Source organism: Bradyrhizobium sp. LB8.2 (assembly GCF_040548035.1).
Taxonomy (GTDB): Bacteria; Pseudomonadota; Alphaproteobacteria; order Rhizobiales; family Xanthobacteraceae; genus Bradyrhizobium.
The window spans coordinates 194,291-220,184 of the sequence record NZ_JBEPQV010000005.1 but is presented as its reverse complement, the minus strand read 5'-3'; the positions used below and the strand labels follow the sequence as shown (position 1 = coordinate 220,184).

Annotated in this window: 23 protein-coding genes and 1 pseudogene; 16 read left to right on the top strand and 8 right to left on the bottom strand. The window is 63.0% G+C overall.

Annotated features, from left to right (window positions below; all coding sequences use genetic code 11):
* Positions 1-220 precede the first annotated feature (220 nt).
* From ABIB06_RS09225 to ABIB06_RS09205, 5 genes are all read left to right on the top strand, one after another.
* Positions 221-1,339, top strand: a complete 1,119-nt coding sequence (locus tag ABIB06_RS09225; RefSeq protein WP_354046690.1) for a helix-turn-helix transcriptional regulator — start codon at positions 221-223, stop codon at positions 1,337-1,339.
* A gap of 112 nt (positions 1,340-1,451) precedes the next feature.
* Positions 1,452-2,570: a helix-turn-helix transcriptional regulator gene (locus ABIB06_RS09220; protein WP_354046691.1), complete on the top strand. Its 1,119-nt coding sequence runs from the start codon at positions 1,452-1,454 to the stop codon at positions 2,568-2,570.
* Positions 2,571-2,788: 218 nt separating this feature from the next.
* Complete coding sequence (locus ABIB06_RS09215; RefSeq protein ID WP_354046693.1) at positions 2,789-3,046, top strand: hypothetical protein; 258 nt, start codon at positions 2,789-2,791, stop codon at positions 3,044-3,046.
* Entirely contained in the window at positions 3,039-3,215 is a 177-nt protein-coding gene (locus tag ABIB06_RS09210; protein ID WP_354046694.1) for a hypothetical protein, read from the top strand. The genes ABIB06_RS09215 and ABIB06_RS09210 overlap by 8 nt, the downstream gene beginning before the upstream one ends.
* A 14-nt stretch (positions 3,216-3,229) precedes the next feature.
* A complete protein-coding gene (locus ABIB06_RS09205) occupies positions 3,230-3,958 on the top strand; it encodes a sulfite exporter TauE/SafE family protein (protein ID WP_354046696.1) in 729 nt (242 codons plus the stop codon).
* Here ABIB06_RS09205 and ABIB06_RS09200 read toward each other — a convergent pair.
* Together ABIB06_RS09200 and ABIB06_RS09195 are read right to left on the bottom strand one after the other, a co-directional pair.
* Positions 3,955-7,143: an efflux RND transporter permease subunit gene (locus ABIB06_RS09200; protein ID WP_354069730.1), complete on the bottom strand. Its 3,189-nt coding sequence runs from the start codon at positions 7,141-7,143 to the stop codon at positions 3,955-3,957. The two genes, ABIB06_RS09205 and ABIB06_RS09200, sit on opposite strands and share 4 nt — an antisense overlap.
* Positions 7,144-7,294: 151 nt before the next feature.
* Positions 7,295-8,551: an efflux RND transporter periplasmic adaptor subunit gene (locus ABIB06_RS09195; RefSeq protein ID WP_247345712.1), complete on the bottom strand. Its 1,257-nt coding sequence runs from the start codon at positions 8,549-8,551 to the stop codon at positions 7,295-7,297.
* A gap of 200 nt (positions 8,552-8,751) precedes the next feature.
* Between ABIB06_RS09195 and ABIB06_RS09190 the strand changes: the two genes are divergently transcribed.
* The 3 genes from ABIB06_RS09190 (at position 8,752) to ABIB06_RS09180 (ending at position 12,274) form a co-directional block, all read left to right on the top strand.
* Positions 8,752-9,357 (top strand): TetR/AcrR family transcriptional regulator, encoded by a 606-nt coding sequence (locus ABIB06_RS09190; protein ID WP_247345715.1) that lies wholly within the window; start codon positions 8,752-8,754, stop codon positions 9,355-9,357.
* Between the two features lie 272 nt (positions 9,358-9,629).
* Positions 9,630-10,832, top strand: coding sequence for a calcium-binding protein (locus ABIB06_RS09185; protein ID WP_354046700.1), 1,203 nt, complete (start codon positions 9,630-9,632; stop codon positions 10,830-10,832).
* A gap of 236 nt (positions 10,833-11,068) precedes the next feature.
* Positions 11,069-12,274 carry a calcium-binding protein gene (locus ABIB06_RS09180; RefSeq protein WP_354046702.1) on the top strand — a complete coding sequence of 402 codons (1,206 nt, stop codon included), beginning with the start codon at positions 11,069-11,071 and terminating at the stop codon, positions 12,272-12,274.
* 194 nt (positions 12,275-12,468) lie between these two features.
* Here ABIB06_RS09180 and ABIB06_RS09175 read toward each other — a convergent pair.
* A pseudogene (locus ABIB06_RS09175) lies at positions 12,469-12,675 on the bottom strand (amidase); the annotation flags it as partial.
* 445 nt (positions 12,676-13,120) lie between these two features.
* Here ABIB06_RS09175 and rnz point away from each other — a divergent pair.
* Complete coding sequence (gene rnz, locus ABIB06_RS09170) at positions 13,121-14,032, top strand: ribonuclease Z (protein WP_354046704.1); 912 nt, start codon at positions 13,121-13,123, stop codon at positions 14,030-14,032.
* Positions 14,033-14,038: 6 nt separating this feature from the next.
* Here rnz and ABIB06_RS09165 read toward each other — a convergent pair whose 3' ends face one another.
* On the bottom strand, positions 14,039-14,872 hold the full coding sequence (locus ABIB06_RS09165) for an IclR family transcriptional regulator (protein WP_247345726.1): 834 nt from the start codon (positions 14,870-14,872) through the stop codon (positions 14,039-14,041).
* 121 nt (positions 14,873-14,993) lie between these two features.
* Between ABIB06_RS09165 and ABIB06_RS09160 the strand changes: the two genes are divergently transcribed.
* From ABIB06_RS09160 to ABIB06_RS09130, 7 genes are all read left to right on the top strand, one after another.
* Positions 14,994-15,914: a dihydrodipicolinate synthase family protein gene (locus tag ABIB06_RS09160; RefSeq protein ID WP_247345730.1), complete on the top strand. Its 921-nt coding sequence runs from the start codon at positions 14,994-14,996 to the stop codon at positions 15,912-15,914.
* Positions 15,915-15,936: 22 nt separating this feature from the next.
* The gene (locus ABIB06_RS09155; RefSeq protein WP_354046706.1) at positions 15,937-17,382 is read left to right on the top strand and encodes an FAD-binding oxidoreductase; all 1,446 of its coding nucleotides are present in this window, start codon (positions 15,937-15,939) and stop codon (positions 17,380-17,382) included.
* Positions 17,379-18,485, top strand: a complete 1,107-nt coding sequence (locus ABIB06_RS09150) for a four-carbon acid sugar kinase family protein (protein WP_354069733.1) — start codon at positions 17,379-17,381, stop codon at positions 18,483-18,485. Before ABIB06_RS09155 ends, ABIB06_RS09150 begins: the two co-directional genes overlap by 4 nt.
* Positions 18,482-19,516 (top strand): 4-hydroxythreonine-4-phosphate dehydrogenase PdxA, encoded by a 1,035-nt coding sequence (pdxA, locus tag ABIB06_RS09145; RefSeq protein WP_354046710.1) that lies wholly within the window; start codon positions 18,482-18,484, stop codon positions 19,514-19,516. Before ABIB06_RS09150 ends, pdxA begins: the two co-directional genes overlap by 4 nt.
* A 16-nt stretch (positions 19,517-19,532) precedes the next feature.
* Positions 19,533-20,663, top strand: a complete 1,131-nt coding sequence (locus tag ABIB06_RS09140) for an iron-containing alcohol dehydrogenase (RefSeq protein ID WP_354069735.1) — start codon at positions 19,533-19,535, stop codon at positions 20,661-20,663.
* A gap of 59 nt (positions 20,664-20,722) precedes the next feature.
* On the top strand, positions 20,723-21,694 hold the full coding sequence (locus tag ABIB06_RS09135; RefSeq protein ID WP_354046714.1) for a Bug family tripartite tricarboxylate transporter substrate binding protein: 972 nt from the start codon (positions 20,723-20,725) through the stop codon (positions 21,692-21,694).
* A gap of 317 nt (positions 21,695-22,011) precedes the next feature.
* Positions 22,012-23,397, top strand: a complete 1,386-nt coding sequence (locus tag ABIB06_RS09130; protein ID WP_354069737.1) for a site-specific integrase — start codon at positions 22,012-22,014, stop codon at positions 23,395-23,397.
* A 207-nt stretch (positions 23,398-23,604) separates the two neighbouring features.
* Here ABIB06_RS09130 and ABIB06_RS09125 read toward each other — a convergent pair whose 3' ends face one another.
* The 4 genes from ABIB06_RS09125 to ligD all read right to left on the bottom strand — a co-directional run bounded on the left by ABIB06_RS09125 (position 23,605) and on the right by ligD (position 25,542).
* A complete protein-coding gene (locus tag ABIB06_RS09125) occupies positions 23,605-23,727 on the bottom strand; it encodes a hypothetical protein (protein WP_354069739.1) in 123 nt (40 codons plus the stop codon).
* A gap of 281 nt (positions 23,728-24,008) precedes the next feature.
* A complete protein-coding gene (locus tag ABIB06_RS09120) occupies positions 24,009-24,413 on the bottom strand; it encodes a hypothetical protein (protein ID WP_354069741.1) in 405 nt (134 codons plus the stop codon).
* A gap of 13 nt (positions 24,414-24,426) precedes the next feature.
* On the bottom strand, positions 24,427-24,627 hold the full coding sequence (locus tag ABIB06_RS09115; protein ID WP_247551471.1) for a hypothetical protein: 201 nt from the start codon (positions 24,625-24,627) through the stop codon (positions 24,427-24,429).
* 18 nt (positions 24,628-24,645) lie between these two features.
* Positions 24,646-25,542, bottom strand: coding sequence for a non-homologous end-joining DNA ligase (ligD, locus tag ABIB06_RS09110; RefSeq protein ID WP_354069746.1), 897 nt, complete (start codon positions 25,540-25,542; stop codon positions 24,646-24,648).
* Positions 25,543-25,894: the final 352 nt, after the last annotated feature.

The following is a 25,894-nucleotide window of genomic DNA, read 5'->3' as shown; positions in this document are numbered from 1 at the left end:
CGCGGTCGAGGGCATGATGATGTCCGACCAGAGCCGCACCGGCACCGCGAAAGGTGGCGTTCGCGTCGCGTTCTGAGCCGGCATTAGCCCCGGCGGCTTGAGCGCGACGCCCGTCGGCCGGGCTCCATCCGCCCGGCCGGCGCGTCCTCCGATCGGAGGATGCCGCACGTTTGGGCTGTGGTACGCTTGGTGATATTGATCGCTCAGGCCATTTATAGCCATGCACGGACCGCGGAAATTAGCCGAACTGGTCGAGGCCATCTACGATGCCGGGCTCGATCCCTCGCTGTGGAATAACGTCGTCACCGGCATCCGCGACTTCGTCGGCGGGCAGGCCTGCGGGTTGTTTTCCAAGGATTCGATCAGCAAGTTCGGCGTCACGCACTATTATTGCGGAGCGGACCCGCACTACATCCAGCTCTATTCCGAGACGCATTCGAAGTTCGATCCGCTCACGGTCCTGCCTCCGCACGGCCAGATCGCCAGCATTCCCGATCTCGTCAATTTCGACGTATATCGGAGAGGGCGCTTTTACCAGGAATGGATGAAGCCGCAGGGCTGCAGCGATGCGGCCAACGTCGTGCTCGAGAATTCGAATGCGAGTTGCCCGGTGATGATGACGGTGCTGTCGGGCCGCCGGATGGTGGATCCGGTGATGAAGCAGCGGCTCTCGCTGATCGTGCCGCACGCCAGCCGCGCGTTGCTGATCAACCGCGCCATGACCTCGCAACTGACGCTGGCGACCGCGTTCGCGGAGGTCCTGGACAATCTTGCCTGCGGCATCTTTCTGCTCGATGCGTTCTGCCGGGTGGTGCACGCGAATTCCGCGGGGCGCGCCTTGCTCGCGGCCGACGATCTGGTTCGATCCGTTGCCGGGCAACTCGTGACCAGCAGTGCGGAGGCCAACCAGACGCTGCGGGAAGCGTTCGCGACCCGCAATGAAATTGCGCTGCTGGCTGCAACGGACCATGCGTTTCCGCTGCTTTCACCTGGCGGCGAGCGCTACGTCGCGCACATCCTGCCGCTGTCGTCCGTGCTGCGGGACGGCAGCGAGCGGGTGGTCGACGCCGTCGGCGCGCTGCTGCTGCGCAAGGTGTCGTTTGGCGGACAGTCCTATGGCGAACTGGTCGCGCGGACGTTCGATCTCACGCCGGCCGAGCTGCGCGTGTTCCTGTCGATCGTCGAGGTCGGTGGCATCCCGGAGACGGCGGTTGCGCTCGGTATCGCAGAAACGACGGCGAAGACGCATCTGCATCGCGTGTTCGCCAAGACGGGCGTTTCGCGTCAGGCCGGTCTCGTCAAGCTTGCGGCGGGGTTCTCCAATCCGCTCGTCAACTAAGTTGCCAATTGTGCCTTCAGGGTTGAACCTTTCGCTCCCGTGATAGACTCACAATGGCCGGCGGGCGCGAAGAGCATTTCGCCATCTCCATGTGTCACCATTGGCTGTTCCGATGCCCCGACCTCCAAAACCGTCCGAGTTGATCGAGACCATCTATGACGCCGGACTCAACCCGGAGTTGTGGAGCGATGTCGTTGTCAAGCTCAATGCCTTCATCGGCAGCCAGGCCTGCGGTCTGATTTCAAAGGACCCCGTCAGCAAATCAGGCGCGACGCATTATTACTGTGGGGTCGATCCGCGCTACATTCGGCTCTATGCCGAGACCTACGCGCGGTACGACCCGCTTGCGCGGCTTCCGCGCTATGGCGAGGTGCGCAATATCCCCGATCTAGTGGATTTCGACGAATACCGCCGTGGCCGCTTCTATCAGGAATGGCTGCGCCCCCAAGGCTGCATCGATGTCGCGAACGTCGTGCTGGAGCAGTCGAAGTCGCCGTGTCCGATGCTGATGACCGTGATCCCGGGCAGGGAGATGCTCGACGCCGAGCAGCGGGCGCGGATCCAGTTCCTGGTTCCGCATGCGAGCCGGGCGCTGCTCATCAACCGGGCGATCGAGCGGAAGCAGCAGCGCGCGATCGCGCTCGCCGACGTCGTCGACCAGTTGAATGCCGGCGTGATCCTGCTCGATTCGGCGTGTCATATCGTCCATAGCAATCCGGCCGCGGAGACGATCCTTGGTGTCGATGATGTCCTGCGGTCTATCGCAGGCCGGCTGGTGGCGAGATCCCCCGCTGTAAATTCGGCTCTGCGCGATATCTTCCGTGACACGGGCGAGGTCGCGTTGGCGGCCTCTTCGGGGCGGAAAATTCCGCTGATGTCGGATGACGGTTCCTACTATGTCGCGCAAGTCATCGCGCTGCCGTCGCTGCTGCGCGAAGGTTCGGCGGAGCGCAGTTCCGCCGTGGGCGCCTTGTTCATCTGGAAAGCGGAACTCGACGGCCGCTCATGTGCCGGCCTCATCGACCGCACCTTCGAACTTACTCCTGCAGAACTCAGGGTCCTACAGTCGATCGTCGATGTCGGCGGTGTCCCGGAGACGGCGGTTGCGCTCGGTATCGCGGAGACGACGGTGAAGACACATCTGCATCGCGTGTTCGCCAAGACCGGCGTTTCCCGTCAGGCCGATCTCGTCAAGCTCGCAGCTGGATTCTCCAATCCGCTCGTGCACTGAGACGCGCTCAAGGCGCAGGCGAGTCGCCGCAGCTCGCAATAGGTTCAATCAGAAGCATCATTAGAAAGTTATCACGCGTCGTTCGATCGAATGACGCGAGTTTTTGCGTTCTCTTCTACTAGACGTCACACGATCTGTTGTTCGACGTATCAGATATTTGTGTGAAGCAACTCACTGCAAGCGGAGTGAAATTCCGTGCAGGTTGAGAGGAGAGTGTCATGCGAACGGCGTCACCAATTCTGACAAGCAGGTTCCGCGATATCGTCGCCCGCATAGGCGAGGCATTCCGCGCGCAGCGCGAAATCGACGCGCGGCGCGCGTTGCGGCGCTATCGCCACCTGCTGGAGCAGCCGCACGAAGCGCCGTGTTTGAATGAAATTATTCCCGTCTCCCGCGAAGAGGATACCTTTGAAAATGCCAACGGAGTTGATCCGCGCGAGCGCAAGACCGGTCACCCCGAATTCGAGCGTGCGTAACGTCAGCGTCGTCGCGATCGCGCTGACCGCGGCGCTCGTCGCTCTCCAACTGGTTGGCCTCGCGGTGCTGGAGCGATCTTGCGCTTACGCGCATCCGTCGATTCCACTTGAGCCGGCCGTTTGCACCGTGAGCGCCGGTGTCCCTGTCTCGCAAATTCGCTACGACTGACCGGAGGGTGCATTGTGCCTGATGTCACGACTCTGATGCTGCTGAGCGTTGCCGTGTTCGCCGGTGCCTTCGTCTCCGGGCTCTCGGGTTTTGCTTTCTCGGCGGTGGCGGGTGCCATTCTGCTCAGGGTTTTTCAGCCGCTCGAAGCCGTGCCGCTGATGATGGCGTGCAGTATCGGCGTGCAGGCCACCAATCTGTGGGCACTTCGGCGCAACATCCGCTGGGAGGGCAGTCTGATGCTGATCGTCGGCGGATTGATCGGCGTTCCCATCGCGGTCTCGCTGTTGCAGTCCGCGGACACGCATCTGCTCCGGCGCGGCTTCGGCCTCATCGTCGCGCTCTATGCCGCTTACATGCTGCTCCGGCCGACGCTGGTGACGGCCGGCGCGGCGGTCGGGCGGCATTGGGTCGCTTTGATCGGGTTTGGAGGAGGGCTGGTCGGCGGGCTGACCGCGATGCCCGGCGCGATCCCGACGATCTGGTGCGACATGCGCGGCATGCCCAAGAGCGAGCAGCGCGGGTTGGTACAGCCGTTCATCGCCGTGATGCAGCTGTTCGCGATCGTCCTGCTGGTCGGACACCAGGACCTCTCGTCAAAAGTCTTCGTCGACCTCGCGGTCAGCCTGCCGGCGCTGTTCGCAGGTTCCGCGCTCGGCGTGATCGCCTTCCACAGGGTCAACGAGACGGTCTTTCGCAAGACCGTGCTCGTGCTGTTGTTGCTCTCGGGGATTTCCCTGGTCTAGTGCCCGACGGTTTGCACCGGCGTCGCGCTGGTGTCGCTGCCGTGATGCGTCAGCGGCTTCACGCCGGTAACGGTCCGCAGCAGCACATAGAACACCGGTGTCAGGAACAGGCCGAACACGGTAACTCCGATCATCCCGGAGAACACGGCGACGCCCATGGCACGCCGCATCTCCGAGCCCGCGCCGGTCGAGAGCACCAGCGGCAGGACGCCCATGATGAACGCCATCGACGTCATCAGGATCGGGCGCAGTCGTAAGCGACTCGCCTCGATTGCAGCCCGGATCGGCGTACGGCCTGCGAATTCGAGCTCCCGCGCGAATTCGACGATCAGGATCGCGTTCTTGGCCGAGAGTCCGACCAGCACGATCAAGCCGATCTGGGTGAAGACGTTGTTGTCGCCCTTGGAGATCCAGACGCCGAACATCGCGGCCAGCAAGCCCATCGGCACGATCATGATGATCGAGAGCGGCAAGGTCAGGCTCTCATAGAGCGCGGCCAACACCAGGAACACCAGCAGGATTGCCAGCGGGAATACCCAGAGGCCGGAATTGCCGGCGATGAACTCCTGATAGGTCAGGTCGGTCCATTCGAAGGCAAAGCCGGGCGGCAATGTCTCCGCCGCAATCCGCGTCGCGACTTCCTGCGCCTGGCCTGAAGAGAATCCGGGCGCAGCCGCCGCGTTGATGTCGGAGGACAGGAAGCCGTTGTAGCGGATCGCGCGTTCAGGGCCTGCGCTCTGGCGGATAGTCATGAGCGCCGACAGCGGCACCATGTCGCCGGAGGACGAGCGCACCTTCAGCTGCCTGATGTCGTCGGCCCGCGCGCGGAATGGCGCATCGGCCTGGACATAGACCGAATAGGTGCGGCCGAACTTGTTGAAGTCGTTGACGTAGTAGGAACCGAGGTAGATCTGGAGCGTGTTGAACACCTCCGTCACGGGCACGCCGAGCTGGAGCGCCTTGGTGCGGTCGATGTCGGCGAAGAGCTGGGGCACGTTAACCTGGAAGCTCGAGAACACACCGGCGATCTCCGGCGCCTTCTGCATTGCGGCTACGAACGCGTTGGTCGCGTCGTTCAGAGCCTCGTAGCCGAGACCGGCGCGATCCTCGATCTGCAGCTTGAAGCCGCCAATGGTGCCGAGCCCGTTGACCGGCGGCGGCGGGAACATGGCGATGAAGGCTTCCTGGATCCCGGCGTACTTCTTGTTGAGGTCGGCGGCGATTGCATTTCCGCTCAGCGATGCACCTTTGCGCTCCTCGAACGGCTTCAGCGTCGAGAACACGATGCCGGCATTGGAGGAGTTGGTGAAGCCCGAGATCGACAGGCCCGGGAATGCCACCGAGCTCTCGACACCGGGCTGGGTCAGCGCAATGTCGCTCATCTTGCGGATCACATCTTCGGTGCGGTCGAGCGTTGCACCATCAGGCAGACGCGAGAAGCCGACCAGATATTGCTTGTCCTGACCCGGTACGAAGCCGCTCGGGACCTGCTGGAACAGCAAGGCGGTCACGCCGACCAGGACCACATAGAGGCCCATCACGGCGGCCTTGCCTGAGATCACCTTGGTGACGGTGCCGCTATAATTCTCCGACGAGCGTGTGAACGCTTTGTTGAAGCCGCGGAAGAACCAGCCGAGGCCCTTTTCCATGATGATCGTCAGCCGGTCCTTCGGCTCGTCGTGACCCCTCAGCAGCAAGGCCGACAGCGCCGGCGACAGTGTCAGCGAGTTGACCGCGGAGATCACGGTCGAGATCGCGATCGTCAGCGCGAACTGCTTGTAGAACTGCCCGGTGAGGCCGGAGATGAAGGCGAGCGGCACGAACACCGCGATCAGCACCATCGCGATCGCGATGATCGGGCCGGACACCTCGCGCATCGCCTGATAGGTCGCATCGCGCGGCGACAATCCACCCTCGATGTTGCGCTCGACGTTTTCGACCACGACGATGGCGTCGTCGACGACGATTCCGATCGCGAGCACCAGGCCGAACAGGCTGAGCGCGTTGATGGAGAACCCGAACACGTGCATCACCGCGAAGGTGCCGACGATCGACACGGGCACCGCCAGCAGCGGAATGATCGAGGCGCGCCATGTCTGGAGGAACAGGATCACCACCAGCACCACCAGCGCGATCGCCTCCAGCAGCGTGTGGATCACAGCCTCGATCGAGGAGCGCACGAACTGGGTGGGGTCGTAGACGATCTGGTAGGACACGCCTTCCGGCATGTTCTTCTTGATCTCGGCCATTGTGGCGCGAACGTGGTCGGAAATCTCGAGCGCATTGGAGCCTGGCGCCTGGAAAATCGGGATCGCCACCGCCTGCTTGTTGTCGAGCAGCGAACGAAGGCCGTATTGGGAGGCGCCGAGCTCGATGCGCGCCATGTCGCGCAGCCGCACCACCTCGCCATGGGTGCCGGTCTTGACCACGATGTCGCCGAACTGCTCCTCGTTCGCAAGCCGCCCTTCGGCGTTGACGGAGAGTTGCAGGTCGATGCCCTTGACGTTGGGGGAAGAGCCGACCACGCCGGCGGCGGCCTCGACGTTCTGCGCCTGGATCGATCTGACGATATCGCTTGCGGTCAGGCCGTGCTCGGCGGCCTTCTGCGGATCGACCCAGATCCGCATCGAATAATCGCCGGCGCCGTAGAGCTGGACGTCGCCGACGCCGTCGATCCGCGCCAGCCGGTCCTTGACGTTGAGCACGGCGTAGTTGCGCAAATACGTCATGTCGTAGCGGTTGTTCGGAGACAGCAGATGCACGACCATGGTGAGGTCGGGCGATGACTTCTTGGTGGTGATGCCGAGCTGGCGCACCACGGCGGGCAGGCGCGGCTCGGCCTGCTGCACGCGGTTCTGCACCAGCTGCGTCGCCTTGTCAGGATCGGTGCCGAGCCGAAACGTCACCGTCAGCGTCATCGCGCCGTCGGTGGTCGCCTGGCTCGACATATAGAGCATGTTCTCGACGCCGTTGATCTGCTCCTCGATTGGCGTCGCTACCGTCTCCGCGATCACCTTCGGATTGGCGCCGGGATAGGTCGCACGCACCAGCACCGAGGGCGGCACGACGTCGGGGTATTCCGAGATCGGCATCGCGAACAGCGAGATCAGGCCGGCGAGGAAGATCAGGACCGACAGCACGCCGGCGAAAATCGGACGATCGATGAAGAACTTTGAGAGATTCATGGCCTTGCCCCTGCGCGAGAGACGACTGTCCCGTCATCCCTAGGCGCGGGCAAAGCCCGCGAACCCGGAATTGAGAAGTGATGTCCTGGTAGTTCAACGATTTCGTCATTCCGGTTCGCGCTGCCCGCGCGCTCCGGAATGACGGAGAACGCTAACGCTGCACGACGTCCTGGTTGCTGTGGTTGGATGCCTGCTGCGGCCCGCGCGCACCCATCGCCGCGATCTCCGTCTTGAGCAAGGCACCCGGCCGCACGCGCTGCAGGCCGTTGACGATGATGCGGTCGCCGGTCTTCAGCCCCGCCGTGACGATACGCAAGCCGTCGACGGAGCCGCCGAGCGTGATCGGCCGGTAGACTGCACGGCTGTCGTCGCCGACCGCCATCACGAACTTCTTGTCCTGGTCGGTGCCGATGGCGCGCTCGTCGATCATCACCAGCGTCTGCTGTTTCGGCTGGCCCATGCGCACGCGGGCGAACTGACCGGGGATGAGACGCCCGTCCTCGTTCTGAAACACCGCGCGGACACGGATGGTGCCGCTCTGGCCGTTGACCTGGTTGTCGATGAGCTGGATGTGGCCCTTCGCCGACAAGTCACCGGAGGTCGCCATCGCAACCGGGATCTGGTCGAGCTTGCCGCGCTGGCCGGAAGCATCCGCGATCGAGTTCAGCGCACGCAGCACGACCTCTTCATCCGCATCGAACGACGCGTAGATCGGATTGACCGAGACCAGCGAGGTCAGGACCGGGGAGGCGGTGCCGGCGGCGACGAGATTGCCGACGGTGATCTCGATCTTGCCGACGCGGCCGTCCACGGGGGCGCGCACCTCGGTGTAGTCGAGATTGAGCTTTGCGGTCTGAAGCGTTGCTTCGGCCGCCTTCACATTGGCGATGGCTTCGCGGTTGGCGTTCTCACGCTGGTCGTAGTCGCGCCGCGTGACCACGGCGTTGCCGACGAGCTGCGCGCCGCGCTCGAGCTCACTCTGGGTGAACACGACGCGGGCTTTCGCCGCCTCGAGCTGCGCGTTGGCCTTGTCGACCTCCGCCGCGTAAGGCGCCGGGTCGATCTTGAACAGGATGTCACCGGCCTTCACCAGCGTGCCTTCGGTGAAGTTGGTCGACATGATCGCGCCTGCCACGCGCGGGCGAAGCTCGACGCGGTTGATGGCCTCCAGACGGCCGGAAAAGTCGTCCCACAGCACGGTCTGCCGCGGCTCGATCATCGCGACGGTGACGGAGACGGCTTGCTCGGCCGCGGCGGCCGTTGCCGTCGCCTGGGCTGAACGGAAGTAGTGGCCGGTCGCGATCGATCCGGCCACGGCGAGGGTGCCCACGATGGCGACACCGCCAAGGAGGCGGCGAAAACGGCCGGTGCGGACGGTATTTTGGGCAGAATTTTGGGAGGGATGCATTTGCGCGCTCCAGATATGTAGTGTTCGCTACAGATGTGGAGCTGGATGCCGCAGTGCAAGATACTTATGTACCATTCACTAAGAAAATTGTAGCGGCCTACCGCAAGAATTGGAAGACGGCAGGAAAATAAAGCTAGAACAACTAGATAGGATTTGGCGTTAGTCTCCGGCAGACGGCGAATTCCGAGGAGAACAGGCACATGGGCATGGGACGCCCCCGCGAATTCGACGCCGAGACGGCGTTGGACCAGGCGATGGAAGTGTTTTGGCGCCATGGCTATGAGGGCGCCACGATTGCCCAGCTCACCGAGGCCATGGGCATCAATCCTCCGAGCCTTTACGCTTGTTTCGGCAACAAAGAGGGCCTGCTGAAAGCCGCGCTCGACCGCTACACCAAACTGCGCGGCGTCTGGATGGACGAGGTGGTGGCAGCGCCGACCGCCCGCGAGGTCGCCGAGCGGATGCTGACGGGCATCGCCGACAGGCAGACCGATCCCGCCAATCCGCCGGGCTGCCTGCTTGTGCAAGGCGGCATCGCCTGCGGCACTGGATCAGAAAGCGTCCCCTTCGAGCTCGCCACCCGTCGCGCCCAGAACGAGGACCAGCTCCGCGACCGTTTTGTTCGCGCCAAGGCCGAAGGCGACCTCAAGCCGACCTCAGATCCTGCCGCGCTCGCGCGCTATGTCTCGGCGGTGTCCGTCGGCATGGGCGTGATGGCGTCTTCGGGCTCCGACCGCGAGGCGTTGCAGCAGGTAGCGAGTGTCGCCGTGCAGGCGGTCGAAGCGCAGTCGGCCGACGGAAAGTGATGTCTGCCCGCGTCGCGGCCTCACTCATCTCGCGGATTGCGTAGCAGGCAGCGGTGGTGGCGGGACGAAGCCGCCGAATTCGCGTTCGAGCAATTCGACGAGATTGCCGCCGCGGTTCCACGCATGCGATCAAACTCTCTCCCGAATTCCTGCAAATCTCTGCCATCTACCAAAGGTAGATTGCTCCCGGTGAAGCGTGGTCAACAACGCGTCTTGCAAGAAGTTCTGCAGGCGTCAGGGCCCGCTTCCGACAATGAAATGGGAGTTACGCCATGCAGCATCTGCCGAACGATACCTTCGACGTCCTGCTCGACCAGTTTGGTCAAATCAAGACCGTGTACGGAGACCCCGGCTTTCCCGCAGCCAAGGACGTCTGGGGCGGCAACGACACCGTGACGGCGACGGTCGCCGCGCTCAATGCAAAACTCACGATCTTCGGCGATGACCACACGATGTTGCTTGGTCACTCGCAAGGCGGAAACGACACGCTCATCGCGGACATCGGTGGCGGCTGGAATACCGCCCTCGTGGTGGGAGATACCCAGGCGATGATCGACGACACCAAGGGCGGCAATGACACCATCGTCGCGGATGCCGGCCGCACCGTCTATACGACGATCTCGGCCTTCGGCGATGCCGCTGGCGACATGTCGGGCAACGCGCAAGGCGGCAATGACGACATTACCGGCTCGGTCGCGTGGCGCGGCGGCGCCAACCTGTTTGCCGGCGACACCGGCGGTTCCATGATAGACACCTCGCGCGGCGGCAACGACATACTCGATGTCAGCGTGCTCACGATGGACGGAGGGGCGACTGTAAGCGGTGACGCCATCGGTTCCCTGAGGGGTCTCGCGCATGGCGGCAACGACAACTTGACCATAACCTTGAACGGCGACAGCGCCATCTCAGGCGGAACCTTGTTCGGGGATTCGGCGGAATCCCTGATGGATTTCGCCCAGGGCGGCGACGATGTGCTCACCGCCAAGCTCGACGGACAGTACACGAATGCCGTTTCGCAGATGTATGGCGATGCGTCCACCATGGTGGGCAATTCCCATGGCGGCAACGACATCCTCAATGGCGGCGCGGGCCGCGATTTCATGTATGGCGACGCGCGAATCTATGAACCGGCAACACCAGGCTCGATCACCGGTGGCATCGATACGCTGAACGGCGGGGCCGGCGACGACCGGATGTGGGGAGGGGGAAACAGCGACTTCTTCACCTTCAACACCGGCTCCGGCAACGACACGATCGTCGACTTCGATCAGGGCAACAAGGCCATCGGCAGCACGGCGGTGGAACATGACTTGATCGACGTACAGAACTACGGCTTTGCAGACTGGACCGCACTGTCGAGCCTGATCCGCGACAACGCCGCCGGCGATGCCGTGATCCATCTCTCCGCCAACGATTCGGTCACGCTCGACGGCGTCCATGCCGCGAGCCTGCATCCGACCGACTTCATCATCTGACGAAGTTGAATCAAAAGCGGCGGTGTTGCTCCGCAAAGCGCCGGGCGACATCGGGATTGCGACGGCACGCCGCGAGTTCCACCAATCTTCATCGCAATCAAACTCTATCCCGGATTCCTGCAAATTTCCGCCGTCTACCGAAAGTAGATTCGTCACGGTGAAGCGTGGTCACAGCGCGTCGCGCAAGAAGTTTGCCGGCGTCAACCCGCTTCCGACAATGAACTGGGAGTTACGCCATGCAACATCTGCCGAACGACACCATCGACGTCCTGCTCGACCAGTTTGGTCAAATCGAGACCGTTAACGGAGATCCCAACTTTCCCACCGCTACGGACACCTGGGGCGGCAACGACAGCGTGACCGCAACGATCACCCAGCCCGAAGCAGAGGTCACGATCTTCGGCGACGACAACACGACTCTACATGGCCAGTCCCACGGCGGCAACGACACGCTCACGGTCAATTTCAACTATGGCTGGAACGCCGCCCTCGTGGTCGGCGACGCCCAGGCGATGACCGACGACGCCAGGGGCGGCAACGACACCATCGATGTCGAGAACGGCTCGATGTACACCAACGTGCATGCTTTCGGCGATGTTGCTGGCGACATGTCGGGCAGTTCGCACGGCGGCAGTGACACCATCATCGGCGCGGTGGGTTGGCGAGACTACGACAATGTGTACGCCGGCGATGCCGGCGGTTCCATGAGCGGCACGGCGCAGGGCGGCAATGACACGCTCGACATCAGTCTGAACACCATGGAGGGCTCAGCGATAGCCAGCGGCGATGCTATCGGCTCCATCAGCGGCGATGCCATTGGCGGTAACGACAACATCACCTTCACCTTCGGCGCCAACATTGTCTGGACCGGCGGATTTGCGTACGGAGATTCGGCGACCTCACTGACCGACAATACCCAAGGGGGAGATGACATTCTCACCCTCAAGACCGGTGGCCCTGACACCCTCCAGCTTACGAACCCAGCGCTCTACGGCGATGCTCCGACCATGTCCGGCAATGCTGATGGCGGCAACGATATCCTCACCGGCGGAGCGACCAACGATTTCCTGTATGGCGATGCGAAGGTCTATAACCCCGCGACGCCGGGCTCGATCACCGGCGGCAGGGATATCCTCAACGGCGGCACCGGCAATGACGAGCTTTCGGGCGGAGGAAACAGCGACACCTTCGTCTTCAACACCGGATCCGGTAATGACCTCATCACTGACTTCGATCAAGGCAACAAGGCGGTCGGCAGCACCGCGACCGAGCACGACCTGATCAATGTGGGTGATTATGGGTTTGCGGACTGGACGGCGCTGTCGAGCCTGATCAGCGATAATACCGCCGGCGATGCCGTGATTCATCTGTCGGCGAGCGACACCATCACGCTGGACGGTGTTCACGCCGCCAGCCTGCACCCGACCGACTTCCTCATCTGAGCGAGTTGCTCCGGGAGCAACCATCTTGCCCCGCCTACAGCGGGGCGAGATGCGGGTTACACTTCCTCGTCCTGGAGATCCCCTCAGCACGCGCCACTCGTCCGCTGACACCGGCGGCGGGCCGCTCAGCCTGCTGCCGGCGTCGGCCCCCATGCGGCCAATCGTTCAATGGCCGACGCACGGCGTCTTCCGTTGGCATCGGCGGCACGCGCAGCGTCTCTTGCGCGATCGAAATCACGAACGATGACGGCATTGATCCGCCCGTCCACTGCCTCGATGCGCGCGATCGTGTGCGCGAGCAACTCCGACGCAGAAACCTTGCGTGCGTACAGGGCGCTTAGCAGTGTGCTGATCGAACCGTAGTCCCAGTCAGTGGCATCTGCGGCCAGTCCCGGTTGCATCACGATCTCCATTGTCTCGCATCGCCGTGTCGATGTCGTTCGGCTGCAAATCGATCCTGGTATCGAACATGCAATTTCGGGAATGGAATGAGGAGGCCGCGCAACGGGAACCAGATCTGCTCGCCCGTCGGCGGGACATGGTCGCGGTCGGACGTGCCTTTCGAACCGGCAATGGCGGCGGCGCGACTTGCGGATTCACAATCCGGGATCGTACAATTCTGCGCCTGTTTTGCCCGACGAGTCAAACCGCCTTCGCTCGCGGGGGTCGCGCAATGGGGTGCGAAATTCTTCAATGATTTGTGCTGATTTGTACTGTGCATGGGGTTGTTTTCGCGTTTTTTTACCGAGCGTCCTGCGGGACCGGCGCTTCATGTGGGATCGATGGGCCTGTACGCGCTGCTGCTCGCGTGGCATTGGGGACAGTGAAGCCTGGACACTGACGAGCATGTTCGCCCTGACATTCCTTGGGACCTCGGCCAGCGTTCCATCGGCGGAGCGCAACCATCCGGCCCTCCTGGTCGAGGCAGCGGGCAAGCGTATTCTGGTCGATTGCGGCGAGGGCACGCAGCGCCAGTTGCTGCGCAGCGGCGCCGGCTTTCGGCGGCTTGACCGCATCCTGCTGACGCACGCCCATCTCGATCACGTGCTCGGCATCCCCGGTCTGTTCTCGACGCTGGGGTTACGCCAGAACTCCGACGTGATGACCGTCCATGCAGGGCAGGGTACGCTCGACATCGTCGTCCGCATGCTCTCGGGCCTGTGGGGCGCGGGCAGGGCGCCGATCCCGGTGGAATTCGCACCGCTGACCGAAGGACAGGTCATCGATGCCGGCGACTTCACCGTCGATTGCTTTCCGGTCCGCCACCGCGACACCGACAGCTTTGGCTTCTCCTTCAAGAGTCCCACCCGTCGTCACCTTCAGCCCGATCGCCTCGCAGCCCTTGGTGTGCCGGATGGGGCGTTGCGCGGAGAGTTGGCCGCAGGACGGCCTGTCGCGATCGCCGACCGAACCATCGATCCCGAAGACGTCCTGGGGCCGCCGAGCGGCGGCAAGAAACTCGTCGTGATCGGCGACACCGAAACCACGGATGGGCTGTCCAAACATGTCGCTGACGCCGATCTGCTGGTGATCGAAGCGACGTTCCTCGATCGCGACGCATCGACCGCGCGGGACTATGGCCATCTCACCGCGCGCGAGGCGGCAGCATTCGCGGCCGCCAACAACGTCGGACAACTCGTGCTGAACCACATGTCGGGGCGCTATCGGGACGAAGAGCTATTGGCCGAGGCGACTAGGATCTTTCCGAACACGCGGATCGCCGCCGACTTCGACCACATCGTCATCTCACCGGCTTGACGTCACTCATCTCGTCAATCCCGACTTGATCGCGAGGTCCTGCACCTCTTTCGTCGCCTGTATCAGTCTTGGCAGCGCCTGGTCGCGGAAGGTCGGCATGTCCATGCGCATCGCATCGACGGTGACGCTCAATCCCCCGATCACAAGACCCTGGGCGTCGAAGATCGGCGTTGCCAGCGTGCGCAGGCCATAGGCATTCTCGCCGTCGGAGACGGCATGGCCTTTCTTCTTCACCTGATCGAGCCGCGCGAGCAAGGCATCGAGATCGGTCAGCGTGCGCTCCGACAGCTTGACGCGGGGCCGCAATTCCAGTCGCGCGATCTGCTCGTCTCGTGCCAGATGCGCGAGCATCGCATGACCGAGCGCGGCACTGTAGGCGGGAATGCGCGTGCCCGGACGGCGATCCATCTTGTGCCGGTCGAGGCCCGCGCCTATGCGCGCGAGATAGATCACGTCGCCGCCGTCGAGGATCCCGAGCGAGGCTGCATCGCCGACATCAGGTACGAGATCGCGCAGCAGCGGCTCGACGATCGGCCGCAACGAACCGTGCGACAGCACGGTGTAGCCAAGGTCGAGGCAGGCAACCCCGAGGCGGAACCGGCGGCTTTGCGGAACCACCTGGACATAGCCGAGCTCGACCAGGGTCTGGATCAGCCGGAACGCCGTTCCGCGATCGAGATCGGCGCGTGCGGCAATCTCACTCAGGGTCAGCTCGAAGGCCTCGCTGGTGAAGCTCTTGAGCACCGCGAAGGCCTTGCCGACGGAGGCGACGTGATTCTTTGGATTCTTTGCGCTAGTTTGCGATGCGCGCTTTGCGGCCTTCTTTTCGACCTTGGCCATGCTCTAATGCCTTGCCATGACATGTCGCCCTTGACGTGGCGGCAAGCTGATTTTACGACAGGTCAAGCCAGTAACAAAAGTTCGCATTCCGAACAACAGCGATTTGACGCCCGGAGGAAGTTTGTCGACATCATCACTGCACCCCCATGGCGTGTTCTCCGCCGCGCTGACGCCGCTCGACGCCGAGCTCGCCCCCGATCATGCGCGTTTCGTCGCGCATTGCCGCTACCTGCTCGACGAAGGCTGCGACGGCATCGCGTTGCTCGGCACAACAGGCGAGGCGAACTCCTTCTCGGCTGCCGAGCGGATCGCACTGCTGGAGGCGGTAGTCGCCGCCGGCATCGCGCCGCAGCGACTTCTGCCCGGCACCGGTGTTGCCGCGCTGAGCGAGACCATCGCGCTGACGCGCCACGCGCTCTCGGTCGGCGTCGATACCGTGGTGATGCTGCCGCCGTTCTATTACAAGGGTGTCACCGATGACGGCATCTTCGCCTCCTACAGCGAAGTCGTGCAGCGCATCGGCGATGCCAGGCTCAAAATCGTGCTCTATCATATCCCGCAAATGTCGGCGCAGCCGATCTCGCATGCCTTGATCGAGCGGCTGCGCGCGGCTTATCCGTCCACCTTCACCGGCATCAAGGATTCCTCCGGCGACTTCGCCAACATGACCGCGATGGTCGAACGCTTCCCCGGCTTTTCGGTCCTGGTCGGAGCTGATCCGTTGCTGTTGCCGCTGCTGCGCAAGGGTGGCGCGGGCTGCATCACCGCGACCTCCAATCTCATCGCGCGCGACCTTGCCTATGTCTACAAGCACTTTGGCGACAGCGACGACGACGCGGCGCTGAAGGCGGCGCAGGCACGCATCGTCAAGGCGCGCGAACTGGTCTCGCGTTTTCCGCAGATGGCGTCGTTGAAGGCGCTGACGGCCGAACGCACCGGCCATGCCGCATGGCAGCGCCTGCGGCCGCCGCTGGAATCCTTGCCGCCGGGGCAGGTGAAAGAGCTGCTCGCGGATGCGGCGGCATTCGTCGCCGTCGTCTAGCGCGACGCTCCGAGGCGATCCGATGTCCGACTCTTACCGTGATGCGTTGACCGGGCTTGCCGCCATCGTCGGCGACAAGCACGTCATCGCGTCCGGACCCGACCAGGAGCCCTATGTGGTGGACTGGCGCGGACGCTATCACGGTCGCGCCGCCGCCGTCGTGAAGCCCGGCTCGACCGCAGAGGTCGCCTCCGTCGTCAAGTTCTGCGCGGCAAGGCAGCTCGCGATCGTACCGCAAGGCGGCAACACCGGCATGTGCGGCGCCGCGACGCCGGACGAGCGTACGGCCAACGTCGTGATCCGGCTCGACCGCATGCGGGCCGTCCGCGACGTCAGTCCGCTCGCCAACACCATCACCGTGGAGGCCGGCTGCATCCTCGCCGAGGTGCAGAATGCGGCCCGTGCCGTGGATCGCTACTTCCCTTTGAGCCTCGGTGCCGAAGGCTCCTGCCAGATCGGCGGCAACATCTCGACCAATGCCGGCGGCACGGCTGTGCTCCGCTACGGGCCGACGCGCGATCTCGTGCTCGGGCTGGAGGTCGTGCTGCCCGACGGGAGAATTTTCAACGGCCTGCATGCGCTCCGCAAGGACAACACCGGTTACGCGCTCAAACAGCTCTTCATCGGCGCAGAGGGGACGCTCGGCATCGTCACCGCAGCCGTGCTGAAACTGTTTTCGCCGCCGCGCAGCTCGGCACTGGCGCTCCTCAAATTGCAGGGCGTCGAGCAGGCGCTTGAGATCATGCGACGCTTGCGCGATGCGGTCGGCGACCGGCTCGGCAGCCTCGAGATCATGTCGCGCTCGCAGATCGAGGTGATCGCGGAGACCGTGCCGCATGTTACGATCCCGTTCGAGCTGACGACGCCGTGGTACCTGATCGTCGAGCTGACCGACACGCTCGCGGGCGTCGATCTCGATGAGCCGCTCGCCACGGTGCTCGCAGCCGGGATGGAGGCAGGGCTCGCGGAAGACGTCATCCTGGCGTCCAACCTCGCGCAGGCGAAGGCGATCTGGGCGGTCAGGCACAGCGTCTCCGAAGGCAACAAGCGCAGCGGCTATGTCGTGTCGCACGACAGTGTGGTGCCGCTGGAGCGTCAGGCTGCCTTCGTCACCAATGTCGAGGCCCGGATCAACGCCGCGGTGCCGCATGCGCGCGTCGCGATGCACGGCCATATCGGCGACGGCAATATCCATGTGATCGCCCTGATCGACCGCGCGCGTTGCCAGGATCCGGACGCAACAGCCGCGATGGTGGCTGAGATCAACGAGATCGTCGACGACGAGACCGCAGTGCAGGGCGGGGCGATCAGTGCCGAACACGGCATCGGGATCACCAATCGTGGCCGGCTTGCCCGCGTCGCCGATCCCCTCGATATCGAGTTGATGCGCGGCATCAAGCAATTGCTCGATCCCAAGGGCCTGATGAACCCCGGCAAGATCTTCAATGTCGGAGGCACGCGACGATGACAAGCGTCCGCCTGCTTGCCGACGATCTCACCGGCGCGCTCGATACTGCCGCGGAGTTCGTCGGCCTGTGCGGACCGTTCAACGTCGCCTGGCCGGAAGCGTCCGCTCCACAGGATTCCGGAAGCCTCGCGATCGACTGCGGCAGCCGCGAGCGGTCGAAGGCCGAGAGCATCGAGATCGTCGGACGGCTGGCGCCGCTGCTCCGCGAGGCGACCATCGCCTACAAGAAGGTGGATAGCCTGCTGCGCGGCGCATGGGCCGCCGAGCTCGGCGCCTGCCTGCGTAGCGGCCATTGGGCGTCGTGCGTGGTCGCGCCTGCCTTCCACTATCAGGGGCGCCACACCGTGGGTGGCCAGCAATTTGCGCGCACGGTGCAAGGCGACTGGCATCGGGTCGGAGAGAATCTCCTGACCCAATTGCAACTCGAGGGCATCGAAGCGCGGCAGGGCCGGGCCGATACGCTCTCGCAAGGCGGCGTTCAGGTTTTTGATGCCGAGAGCGATATCGAGCTCGATCGTGTCGTCGAAATGGGACGGCGCATGCCCGGGCCTGTGCTCTGGTGCGGAAGCGGCGGGCTGGCCGGCGCGCTCGCCCGCAGCCATCGCGCCGATGCGCCGCGCCGGTTGAAGCTGCCGGTGCTGGGGCTGTTCGGCTCCGATCAGGCTGCCACCGCCTCCCAGCTTTCTGCCTGCGGTGATGCCGCCGTCGCGCTTGCGGAAGGTGAGGGCACGACGCACGTCCAACGCAAGCTGGCCGATGACGGCGTGGCGCTGGTCAAGTTCTCCCTCGCCCACGGTCTGACCCGCGCCGAGGCGGCACGGCGGATCGCTCGCGAGATGACGGCGCTGATCGCAGCGCTTGAACCGCCGGGCACGCTGATCGTTGCCGGCGGGGAGACTTTGAAGGCCGCATGCGTTGCCCTTGGCGCGCATGCGCTGCAGGTGACAGGACGTATCGTGCCGGGATTGCCGCGCTCGATCTTGCAGGGCGGCCGCTGGGCCGGCGTCGATGTCATCTCGAAATCAGGCGCATTTGGCACCAGTGAGCTCTGGCGCGATCTGCTCCACATCAATCATTTGCTCAACAAGGAGAGTCCGACATGACCTCTCGCCATCTTGCCATCACCATGGGCGATCCGGCCGGGATCGGGCCGGAGATCATCGTCAAGGCCTGCGTCGGGCTGAAGGACCGGATCGCGACGGGCAATCTGCGTCTGTTGATCATCGGCAGTGGCGCGGCGCTCGATGGCGCAAAAGCTACGCTCGGTGCCGGCATTGCGATCCCGGAAGTGAGCGCTGAGGATCGTGACTGGCCGAACCTCTGCTTCCTCCAGGCCGACGTCGAGGGCGACCCGATCAAGCCCGGCGTATTGAGCGCGGACGGCGGACGCTTCGCCTACAAGGCGATCGAGCAAAGCGTGCGCCTGACGCAGGCGGGACGGACCGCGGCCATCGTCACGGCTCCGCTCAACAAGGAAGCCCTCAACAAGGCCGGCTATCATTTCCCTGGACATACCGAGATGCTGGCGCATCTCACCGGTGTGCGCGGCTCGGTGATGCTGCTCGCCCACGGCAACATGCGCGTCAGCCATGTCTCGACCCATGTGGCGCTGGAGGACGTGCCGAAGCGTCTGACGCCGGAGCGCCTGCGCATGGTCATAGACCTCACCAACGATGCATTGCTGCGGCTCGGCATCGCCAAGCCGAAAATCGCCATCGCCGCGCTCAATCCGCACGCCGGCGAGGGTGGCCTGTTCGGCCGCCAGGACATCGATGTGTCCGCGCCGACGATTGCGAAAGCGGTCGCTGACGGCCTCGACGTCGTCGGTCCCGTGCCCGGCGACACGATCTTCGTCAAGCTGCGCGCCGGTCAGTACGATGCCGCGGTGGCGATGTATCACGACCAGGGGCATATCCCGGTCAAACTGCTCGGCTTCCAGATCGATCCCGCGACTGGCCGCTGGCAGGAGCTCTCCGGCGTCAACATCACGCTGGGCCTGCCGATCATCCGCACCTCAGTCGATCACGGCACCGCCTTCGACATCGCCGGCAAGGGCATAGCCAACGAGCACAGCTTGATCGAGGCCATCGACTATGCCGAACGGCTGGCCGCTGGCGCCTCCGCATCCAAGTGACGAGATCGAGCCCACGATGACCAACGCCTTCACGCCCATCGAAATTCTTCGCCCCGCCGTCCTCGAATTCGGTTGCGGCACAATCACCGCAGCGGCGCGCTTCGCCGAGCGCATCGGCGCCAAACGACCGCTCGTGATCTCCGACCCGTTCAACGCGCGCCGCGTCGACAGGCTGGCGCTGCCGGGTGCAGTGAAGGTGTTCGGCGAGGTCAAGCCCGAGCCGGACCTGCCCAATCTCGACAAGGCCGTGGCGATGGCGCGCGAGGTCAAGCCCGATCTCGTGATCGGCTTGGGCGGCGGCAGTGCGATGGATCTCGCCAAGCTGGTGGCTGTGCTCTGTACCTCCGAGGTGGCTTTTGCCGATATCGTCGGTCCGGAGAAGGTGGCCGGCCGCAGCGTGGCGCTGATGCAGATTCCGACCACGTCGGGCACCGGCAGCGAGGCCGGCACCCGCGCACTGGTCACCGATCCCGTCAGCCGGAACAAGCAGGCGGTGCAGAGCCGCTTCATGCTCGCCGATATCGCCATCGTCGATCCGGACCTGACGATGACCGTGCCGAAGGAGATCACTGCGGCCACCGGTGTCGATGCGCTGGCGCATTGCGTCGAGGCCTATACCAGCCGCAAGGCGCATCCGGCGATCGATCTCTACGCGCTCGAAGGCGCCCGGCTGGTCGGCCAATATCTCAAGCGCGCGGTCGCTGACGGCGGGGATCGCGAGGCGCGCGCGGGTCTGGCGCTGGCCTCGCTGTACGGCGGCTATTGCCTCGGGCCGGTGAACACGACCGCCGGCCATGCGGTGGCCTATCCGCTCGGGACGCGCCATCATGTGGCGCACGGGCTCGCCTGCGCGGTGATCTTCCCGCACACGCTGGCGTTCAACATGCCGGCGGCCGAGGCGAAGACGGCGGCGGTGCTCGCGGCACTCGGACTGCCGGCGCAGAGTGATGCGAAGCTTGCCTTCGAGGCGACTTATGGGTTCTGCAGGAATCTCGGCATCGAGATGCGGTTGTCTGCGCTCGGCGTGCCCCGGGACGATCTCGGCGCGATGGCCGACGAGGCGCACGCCATTCGCCGCCTGCTCGACAACAATCCGCGCGACCTCGGACGGGATGCGATCCTGAGCATGTACGAGATCGCGTTCTAGCCGTTTCCACGTACGCGCGCGGCAACCAATCAACAACAGGAAATGCAGAGGAAACTTCGATGAGATCGATGTGGCTTGTTCTTGCCTCAACCGTGTTGCTGGCGACGTCGCCGGCGAAGTCCCAGGACGGCTATCCGTCCAAGCAGGTGACGGTGATCGTTCCCTTCGCTGCCGGCGGTACAGCGGATATCTTTGCCCGCATGGTGTCCAACCATCTTCAGATGAAGTTCGGCAAGCCGTTCGTGGTCGAGAATGTCGGCGGCGCCGGTTCGATCCTCGGCGTGACGCGGCTGGCGAAGTCTGCGCCTGACGGCATCACGCTCGGGCTTGCCAGCACGTCCGCGCTCGCAATCAACCCCACGCTCTACGGGCCGAAGCTCAGCTACCAGCCGGACAAGGATCTGGCGCCGGTCGCCCAGATCAGCGTCGTGCCCAACGTTCTCGTCGTCAACCCCGACAAGATCAAGGCGCGCACCGTGCCGGAGCTGATCGCCTTTCTGAAGGCGAACCCGGACAAGGTCTCGTTCGGCTCGGCCGGCGTGGGCACCTCGCAGCATCTCGCCGGCGAGCTGTTTCAGCAGATGACCGGCACCAAGATGGTGCACGTGCCCTACAAGGGCTCGAGCCAGATGCTGACGGATCTGCTGAGTGGCCAGATCGATCTCGCCTTCGACAACGTGCCGCTGCTGCTGCCGCAGGTGAAGACCGGCCAGCTCGCGATGCTTGCGACCGCAACGCCCAAGCGCGCTGCCTTCGATCCGGAAATGCCCGCCGTTGCCGAATTCCTGCCCGGCTTCGAGGCCGTGGCCTGGCACGGCTTCTTCGTCCCCGCGGCGACGCCGAAGCCGATCGTCGAAAAGCTCTCCGCCGAGATCCGCGCCTTCATGCAGCAGCCGGAGACAGTGCAGAAGATGGCTGAGCTCGGCGCTGCCGCGGTCGCGGTGGATTCCCAACCGTTCGCGGCCTACATCGCCGCCGAAACCGCGCGCTGGAAGAAGGTGATCGAAGCCGCAAACATCAAGCTGGATTAGGAGCCAGGTCGACCGTCTGCCAACGTTCGAAGTGGCTTGGGCCGGATCGCGGCTTGGCGCCTGTCGCGCCGGTCCCGCCAAAGCTTCGTGTATGCGCGAAGCTCGCTCGTCGCATCCTGTCGAGATGCAGAGGATGAAGGCGCTCGACGAAGAGCGCCACCTCTGACGATCTGTTTGTGAGCGGCTTACCTGGAGTGGCTGGGGAACTAGGACCCTACGCGGGTGCTTTAGGAGATCTAGAAATACTGCGAAATCAGACCTATATAAGTGCCTGCGTTGGGGGCGCCCCGTTGGGGACACCGTTAGGGGCAGGCTAAGTGAACGTTATTTTGCGAGCGGAAAAAGGCGGCGGTGATCGGCGCTACCTTACGCAGCCCCGGGGCGAAGGAACGACTTGGTATGCCGTCGCTGAGGTCCCTCGGACTCTACGGCGGGCCCTCGGCAAGAAGCGGTTCCTGAAGTCTCTAGAGACCACGGACCTCCGGATGGCCCGTATAGCTCGCTGGAACGCCGTTGCGGATTTGAAGTCCGAGATCGCCAAACACCGGACGCCCGGCCCCGAGGATCAAGACCCGCTTCTCTTGGAGGCCATGGCCCTCCGGGAGGAATTCGTCCGGGCCGATGCCGCGCGGCGCAATGACCTCATGTATCAGATCACAGACCGGGCCGAAGAAATCGATCTGGCAACTGGCGGGACGCGGGACGACTACGAGCCCTTTGCAGAGCCTCGGGCGGCCACCAGACAGGCCTCTCAATTCGTCCAACTAGCGTCCGCAAAGGTCACCCCCGCCGACCTCTACGTTGAACGATGGCTTGCTGCCTCAACGTATAGCGAGCGCACTAAGGCCGACGCCCGCACGGCGCTCACACAGTTCAAGGACTGGTGCACGAAGGCAAGCCAAGGTTTTTTCGTCGAGACCACTACCGATCGGGTCGCCGCCGATTTCCGCGATGAGGCTTTCGTCAAGGCTGGCATGCACTTCAAGACTGCCAACAAGAAGCTATCCGCCCTGCGGCAGTATTGGACTTGGCTGGAGAAGAGCTTTGGTGTGAAGTCGAACCCGTGGATGCGCAAGTCGCTGCCCAAAGCCAAGGCACACAGGATCGCCCCGGATGGTCCGATGGGCCCCGAGCGGCCATTCACGGATGATGAGATGCGCATCCTCCTAGCGGGCCCGGCAGACACCGACATGGCGAATGCCATGAGGATTTCCGCCCTGTCTGGGATGCGCCTCGATGAAATCGGACAGCTCCGCATTTGTGATTGCAGCGACCACACATTCAGCGTCACTCGCAGCAAATCTGCGGCTGGGGTTCGCACCATTCCCATTCATTCGACGCTTCGACCTATGATCACGAAACTTATGGGCAAGCGCGATACAACTGCCTATCTTTTTCCCGACTTCCAGGACACCGGCTGGGATGGCAATCGGACAATGGCCCTCTCGAAGCGGTTCACGTACTATCGCAAGAAACTTGGCGTGCATGACAAGCGACCGGGTGCGCGGAGGTCCAAGGTCAACTTCCATAGCTTTAGGCGTTGGTTCGCGACGAAGGCTGAGGATGCTGGTCACCGGGAGAACGTTGTGGCGGACATCATGGGCCATGAGAGCGAGGTCGGCATCACTTTTGGGCTCTACTCCAACGCCCAGCTAAAGCGGCTGAAGAGAGCTTGCGTGGAATCAATCAAGCTGCCTGTCTAAGCAAGACGTACCCTTAGATGGCCAAGGGCATTTGAAGCAACGGAACACTCGCGTCCGATGACACGAGGGCTAAGCACTTTTACCGCGCCCACGCGTTAAGCTGGCACGCGAACAGGTACGGCTCTTCGTTGTAAAAGCTCCGCCGTCCTTCACAGGTTGAGGTGTTTGCATGGTTTGGATCGTGAGACGATTGCAAACGAGCGTCAATCAAAACCGGTAGAAGGCGAGCACCGACAGAACAATCGTCATGGCGGCACAGATCGCCAGCGCACCTTTAGCGCTGAGGCTCAGGCCCAGAAATTTAACATGCAACTCGGGATGGTCAGACATTGGCACAGCTCTCCATTTGACTGGTTATGAGCTGCTGTGAATCAGCGCGTCCGACCAAGATTCATAAGATCAGAAGTCCGGAGGCTTGCAAGGAAATTGATTCACACTTGAGGCACCAAAAAACTCTATCGCCGAAATCCAGACGCGCAACGGTCGCGCTGAGTATTTGAAAGGATTGAGGATTCTGTCCGTATATTTGGCAAAATCCGTCAATCGAAAAGTTTTACAATGGCGTCACGTGAAGTAGATCACGACCCGCAGCCTTGTGGAGAACCGGCGCGTCAGTCATCCGGCGGGATCAGCATACCCTCCTTCTGAAAAGCGGCATCGGTTCGGTAATAGCTCTCGATGAACTCATCACCGTTGCCCGCAAAGGCGCTGTAGAGCCCATACTCTCCGAGGTCCTTAAAATAAAAACCTACGCGGCTCTCGATGACGTGTGTCACATGAAAGGCTATCAGATCGGCGGTCTCAAATAGCCGTTGCCTGTTCTCGTTCACTCGCCAGAATTGCTGCTCACCGTCGCGGAAGTGGTACTCCCGCATCCCTGCCTTGATGTGCTCGTACAGGCGACCATCCTGCTTCAGGCGCTGATTGGCGATTTTTGCCGTTTCGACGTTTTTCGAGCGTTGCCACAGAAAGATGCCGCCGGAAATCGCCAACACCAGAATAAGTCCCCAGTCCATCCCGGCCCCCGCATCAGTCCTTCGAGATATCGCTATCCCAGACCCTGATGCCGTAGTGGTCGAGAAGCTTGTTCAGTTTGAATTCCAACGTATGGAGCAGGTAGATGATAAAACTTGCAAACAGGGCAATATACATCGCCGATAGGTCGTTAGCGTGAACGGCGACGGCGAAAGCGCCGCCGCCGAAAATCAAAATCAGCAATCGAGTGCTCATCTTTCGCCCCCTACATCCCTACTTCTTGCTCAACCCCTTGAATGAGCTGGCACGCAGCAGCCCTTCTGACGTGATATCACGGTACTCGATGTCGGCGTAGAACGTGGGCTCAACCCACGTCGCCTTGGGCTTCTTGATGGGTCGGGTGAGCTTGGCCTTTGGGCTCACCACGGTATCGAGCTTCTCGCGGATCTCACTTGAAACCGTGCGCGACCAACCGGTCCCGACCTTGCCCATGTAGACCAGTTCCTTCCCTTCCTTCTTGCCCAGGTAGAGCGCGGCCACACCTGTAGGATCCTTGATGAACCCGACCACGGGGAATTTGCCCTTCTGCACAGCTTTGATTTTCAGCCAGCCTTCGTTGCGGTCGGAGCGGTACGGCGCATCGGCCCGCTTGGATACGATGCCCTCGTAGTTCAGCCTCGCAGCGGCCTCGAATAATTCATGGCCTTCACCTTCGAGATGGTCGCTGTACAGAACGGGAGGGTCGAGCATGTCTATCAGCTCTTTCAGAAGCTCCTTGCGCTTGAGCTGCGGCTTGCTCCGAAGGTCCTCTCCGTTGTGAAAGAGGATATCGAAGGCGTAGAACAGCATCCGTTCCTGCCGACCTTTGGCCAGATCCGCTTGCAGCTCGGAGAAATTGGTGCGACCCCCATGCACGACGACAACCTCGCCGTCGAAGATGGTCTGACTTTTCAGCATGAAGGCGCTGGCAATAGCCGAGAACCGTTTGGTCCACTCGTGGCCGTTGCGCGTGAAGATTTTTGCCGCACCCCGATCGACGTGGATTTGAGCCCGATAGCCGTCATATTTGATTTCGTGAATCCAGCCCTCGCCCGCGGGCGCTTTCATCTTGAGGGTCGCCAGCTGGGGTTTAATGAACCCAGGTATCACTGCCTTGATACGCTTCGCCACTCACGCAACTCACAAAAACCCGCCGCTGGGGCCAACGGCGGGCAGTCTATCCATCAACTACACGCGAGTCCCTAACACTCAGGGAGTATCGCTGTTCCTCCGGGCGAGAGCGATGCTGTGCGGCGGTTGCCCATGGCTGCCTCAGCGTGCTGGTCGATGGCCACCTGGATCGCCTCGATGTCCCCCGGCACCACCCTCACAGGTGGAGAGCCCCCGCGTCTTGTCCAACGACTTCAAGAAGTCGGGCGGGTCGTGCAAGTCGCTCGCTCACCACTTCCGGCCTCCTAGCACTCGGGTCCTCTTTTCCCGTGGCTCGGCGCTCTTCATATCATCCCGTTGAGCACAGAGCTGG

Coding starts and splice junctions, on each gene's coding strand:
- ABIB06_RS09225 (WP_354046690.1), top strand. CDS start 221: ATGCACGGACCGCGGAAATTAGCCGAACTGGTCGAGGCCATCTACGAT.
- ABIB06_RS09220 (WP_354046691.1), top strand. CDS start 1,452: ATGCCCCGACCTCCAAAACCGTCCGAGTTGATCGAGACCATCTATGAC.
- ABIB06_RS09215 (WP_354046693.1), top strand. CDS start 2,789: ATGCGAACGGCGTCACCAATTCTGACAAGCAGGTTCCGCGATATCGTC.
- ABIB06_RS09200 (WP_354069730.1), bottom strand. CDS start 7,143: ATGAATCTCTCAAAGTTCTTCATCGATCGTCCGATTTTCGCCGGCGTG.
- ABIB06_RS09195 (WP_247345712.1), bottom strand. CDS start 8,551: ATGCATCCCTCCCAAAATTCTGCCCAAAATACCGTCCGCACCGGCCGT.
- ABIB06_RS09190 (WP_247345715.1), top strand. CDS start 8,752: ATGGGCATGGGACGCCCCCGCGAATTCGACGCCGAGACGGCGTTGGAC.
- ABIB06_RS09185 (WP_354046700.1), top strand. CDS start 9,630: ATGCAGCATCTGCCGAACGATACCTTCGACGTCCTGCTCGACCAGTTT.
- ABIB06_RS09180 (WP_354046702.1), top strand. CDS start 11,069: ATGCAACATCTGCCGAACGACACCATCGACGTCCTGCTCGACCAGTTT.
- rnz (WP_354046704.1), top strand. CDS start 13,121: ATGTTCGCCCTGACATTCCTTGGGACCTCGGCCAGCGTTCCATCGGCG.
- ABIB06_RS09165 (WP_247345726.1), bottom strand. CDS start 14,872: ATGGCCAAGGTCGAAAAGAAGGCCGCAAAGCGCGCATCGCAAACTAGC.
- ABIB06_RS09155 (WP_354046706.1), top strand. CDS start 15,937: ATGTCCGACTCTTACCGTGATGCGTTGACCGGGCTTGCCGCCATCGTC.
- ABIB06_RS09150 (WP_354069733.1), top strand. CDS start 17,379: ATGACAAGCGTCCGCCTGCTTGCCGACGATCTCACCGGCGCGCTCGAT.
- pdxA (WP_354046710.1), top strand. CDS start 18,482: ATGACCTCTCGCCATCTTGCCATCACCATGGGCGATCCGGCCGGGATC.
- ABIB06_RS09140 (WP_354069735.1), top strand. CDS start 19,533: ATGACCAACGCCTTCACGCCCATCGAAATTCTTCGCCCCGCCGTCCTC.
- ABIB06_RS09135 (WP_354046714.1), top strand. CDS start 20,723: ATGAGATCGATGTGGCTTGTTCTTGCCTCAACCGTGTTGCTGGCGACG.
- ABIB06_RS09125 (WP_354069739.1), bottom strand. CDS start 23,727: ATGTCTGACCATCCCGAGTTGCATGTTAAATTTCTGGGCCTGAGCCTC.
- ABIB06_RS09120 (WP_354069741.1), bottom strand. CDS start 24,413: ATGGACTGGGGACTTATTCTGGTGTTGGCGATTTCCGGCGGCATCTTT.
- ABIB06_RS09115 (WP_247551471.1), bottom strand. CDS start 24,627: ATGAGCACTCGATTGCTGATTTTGATTTTCGGCGGCGGCGCTTTCGCC.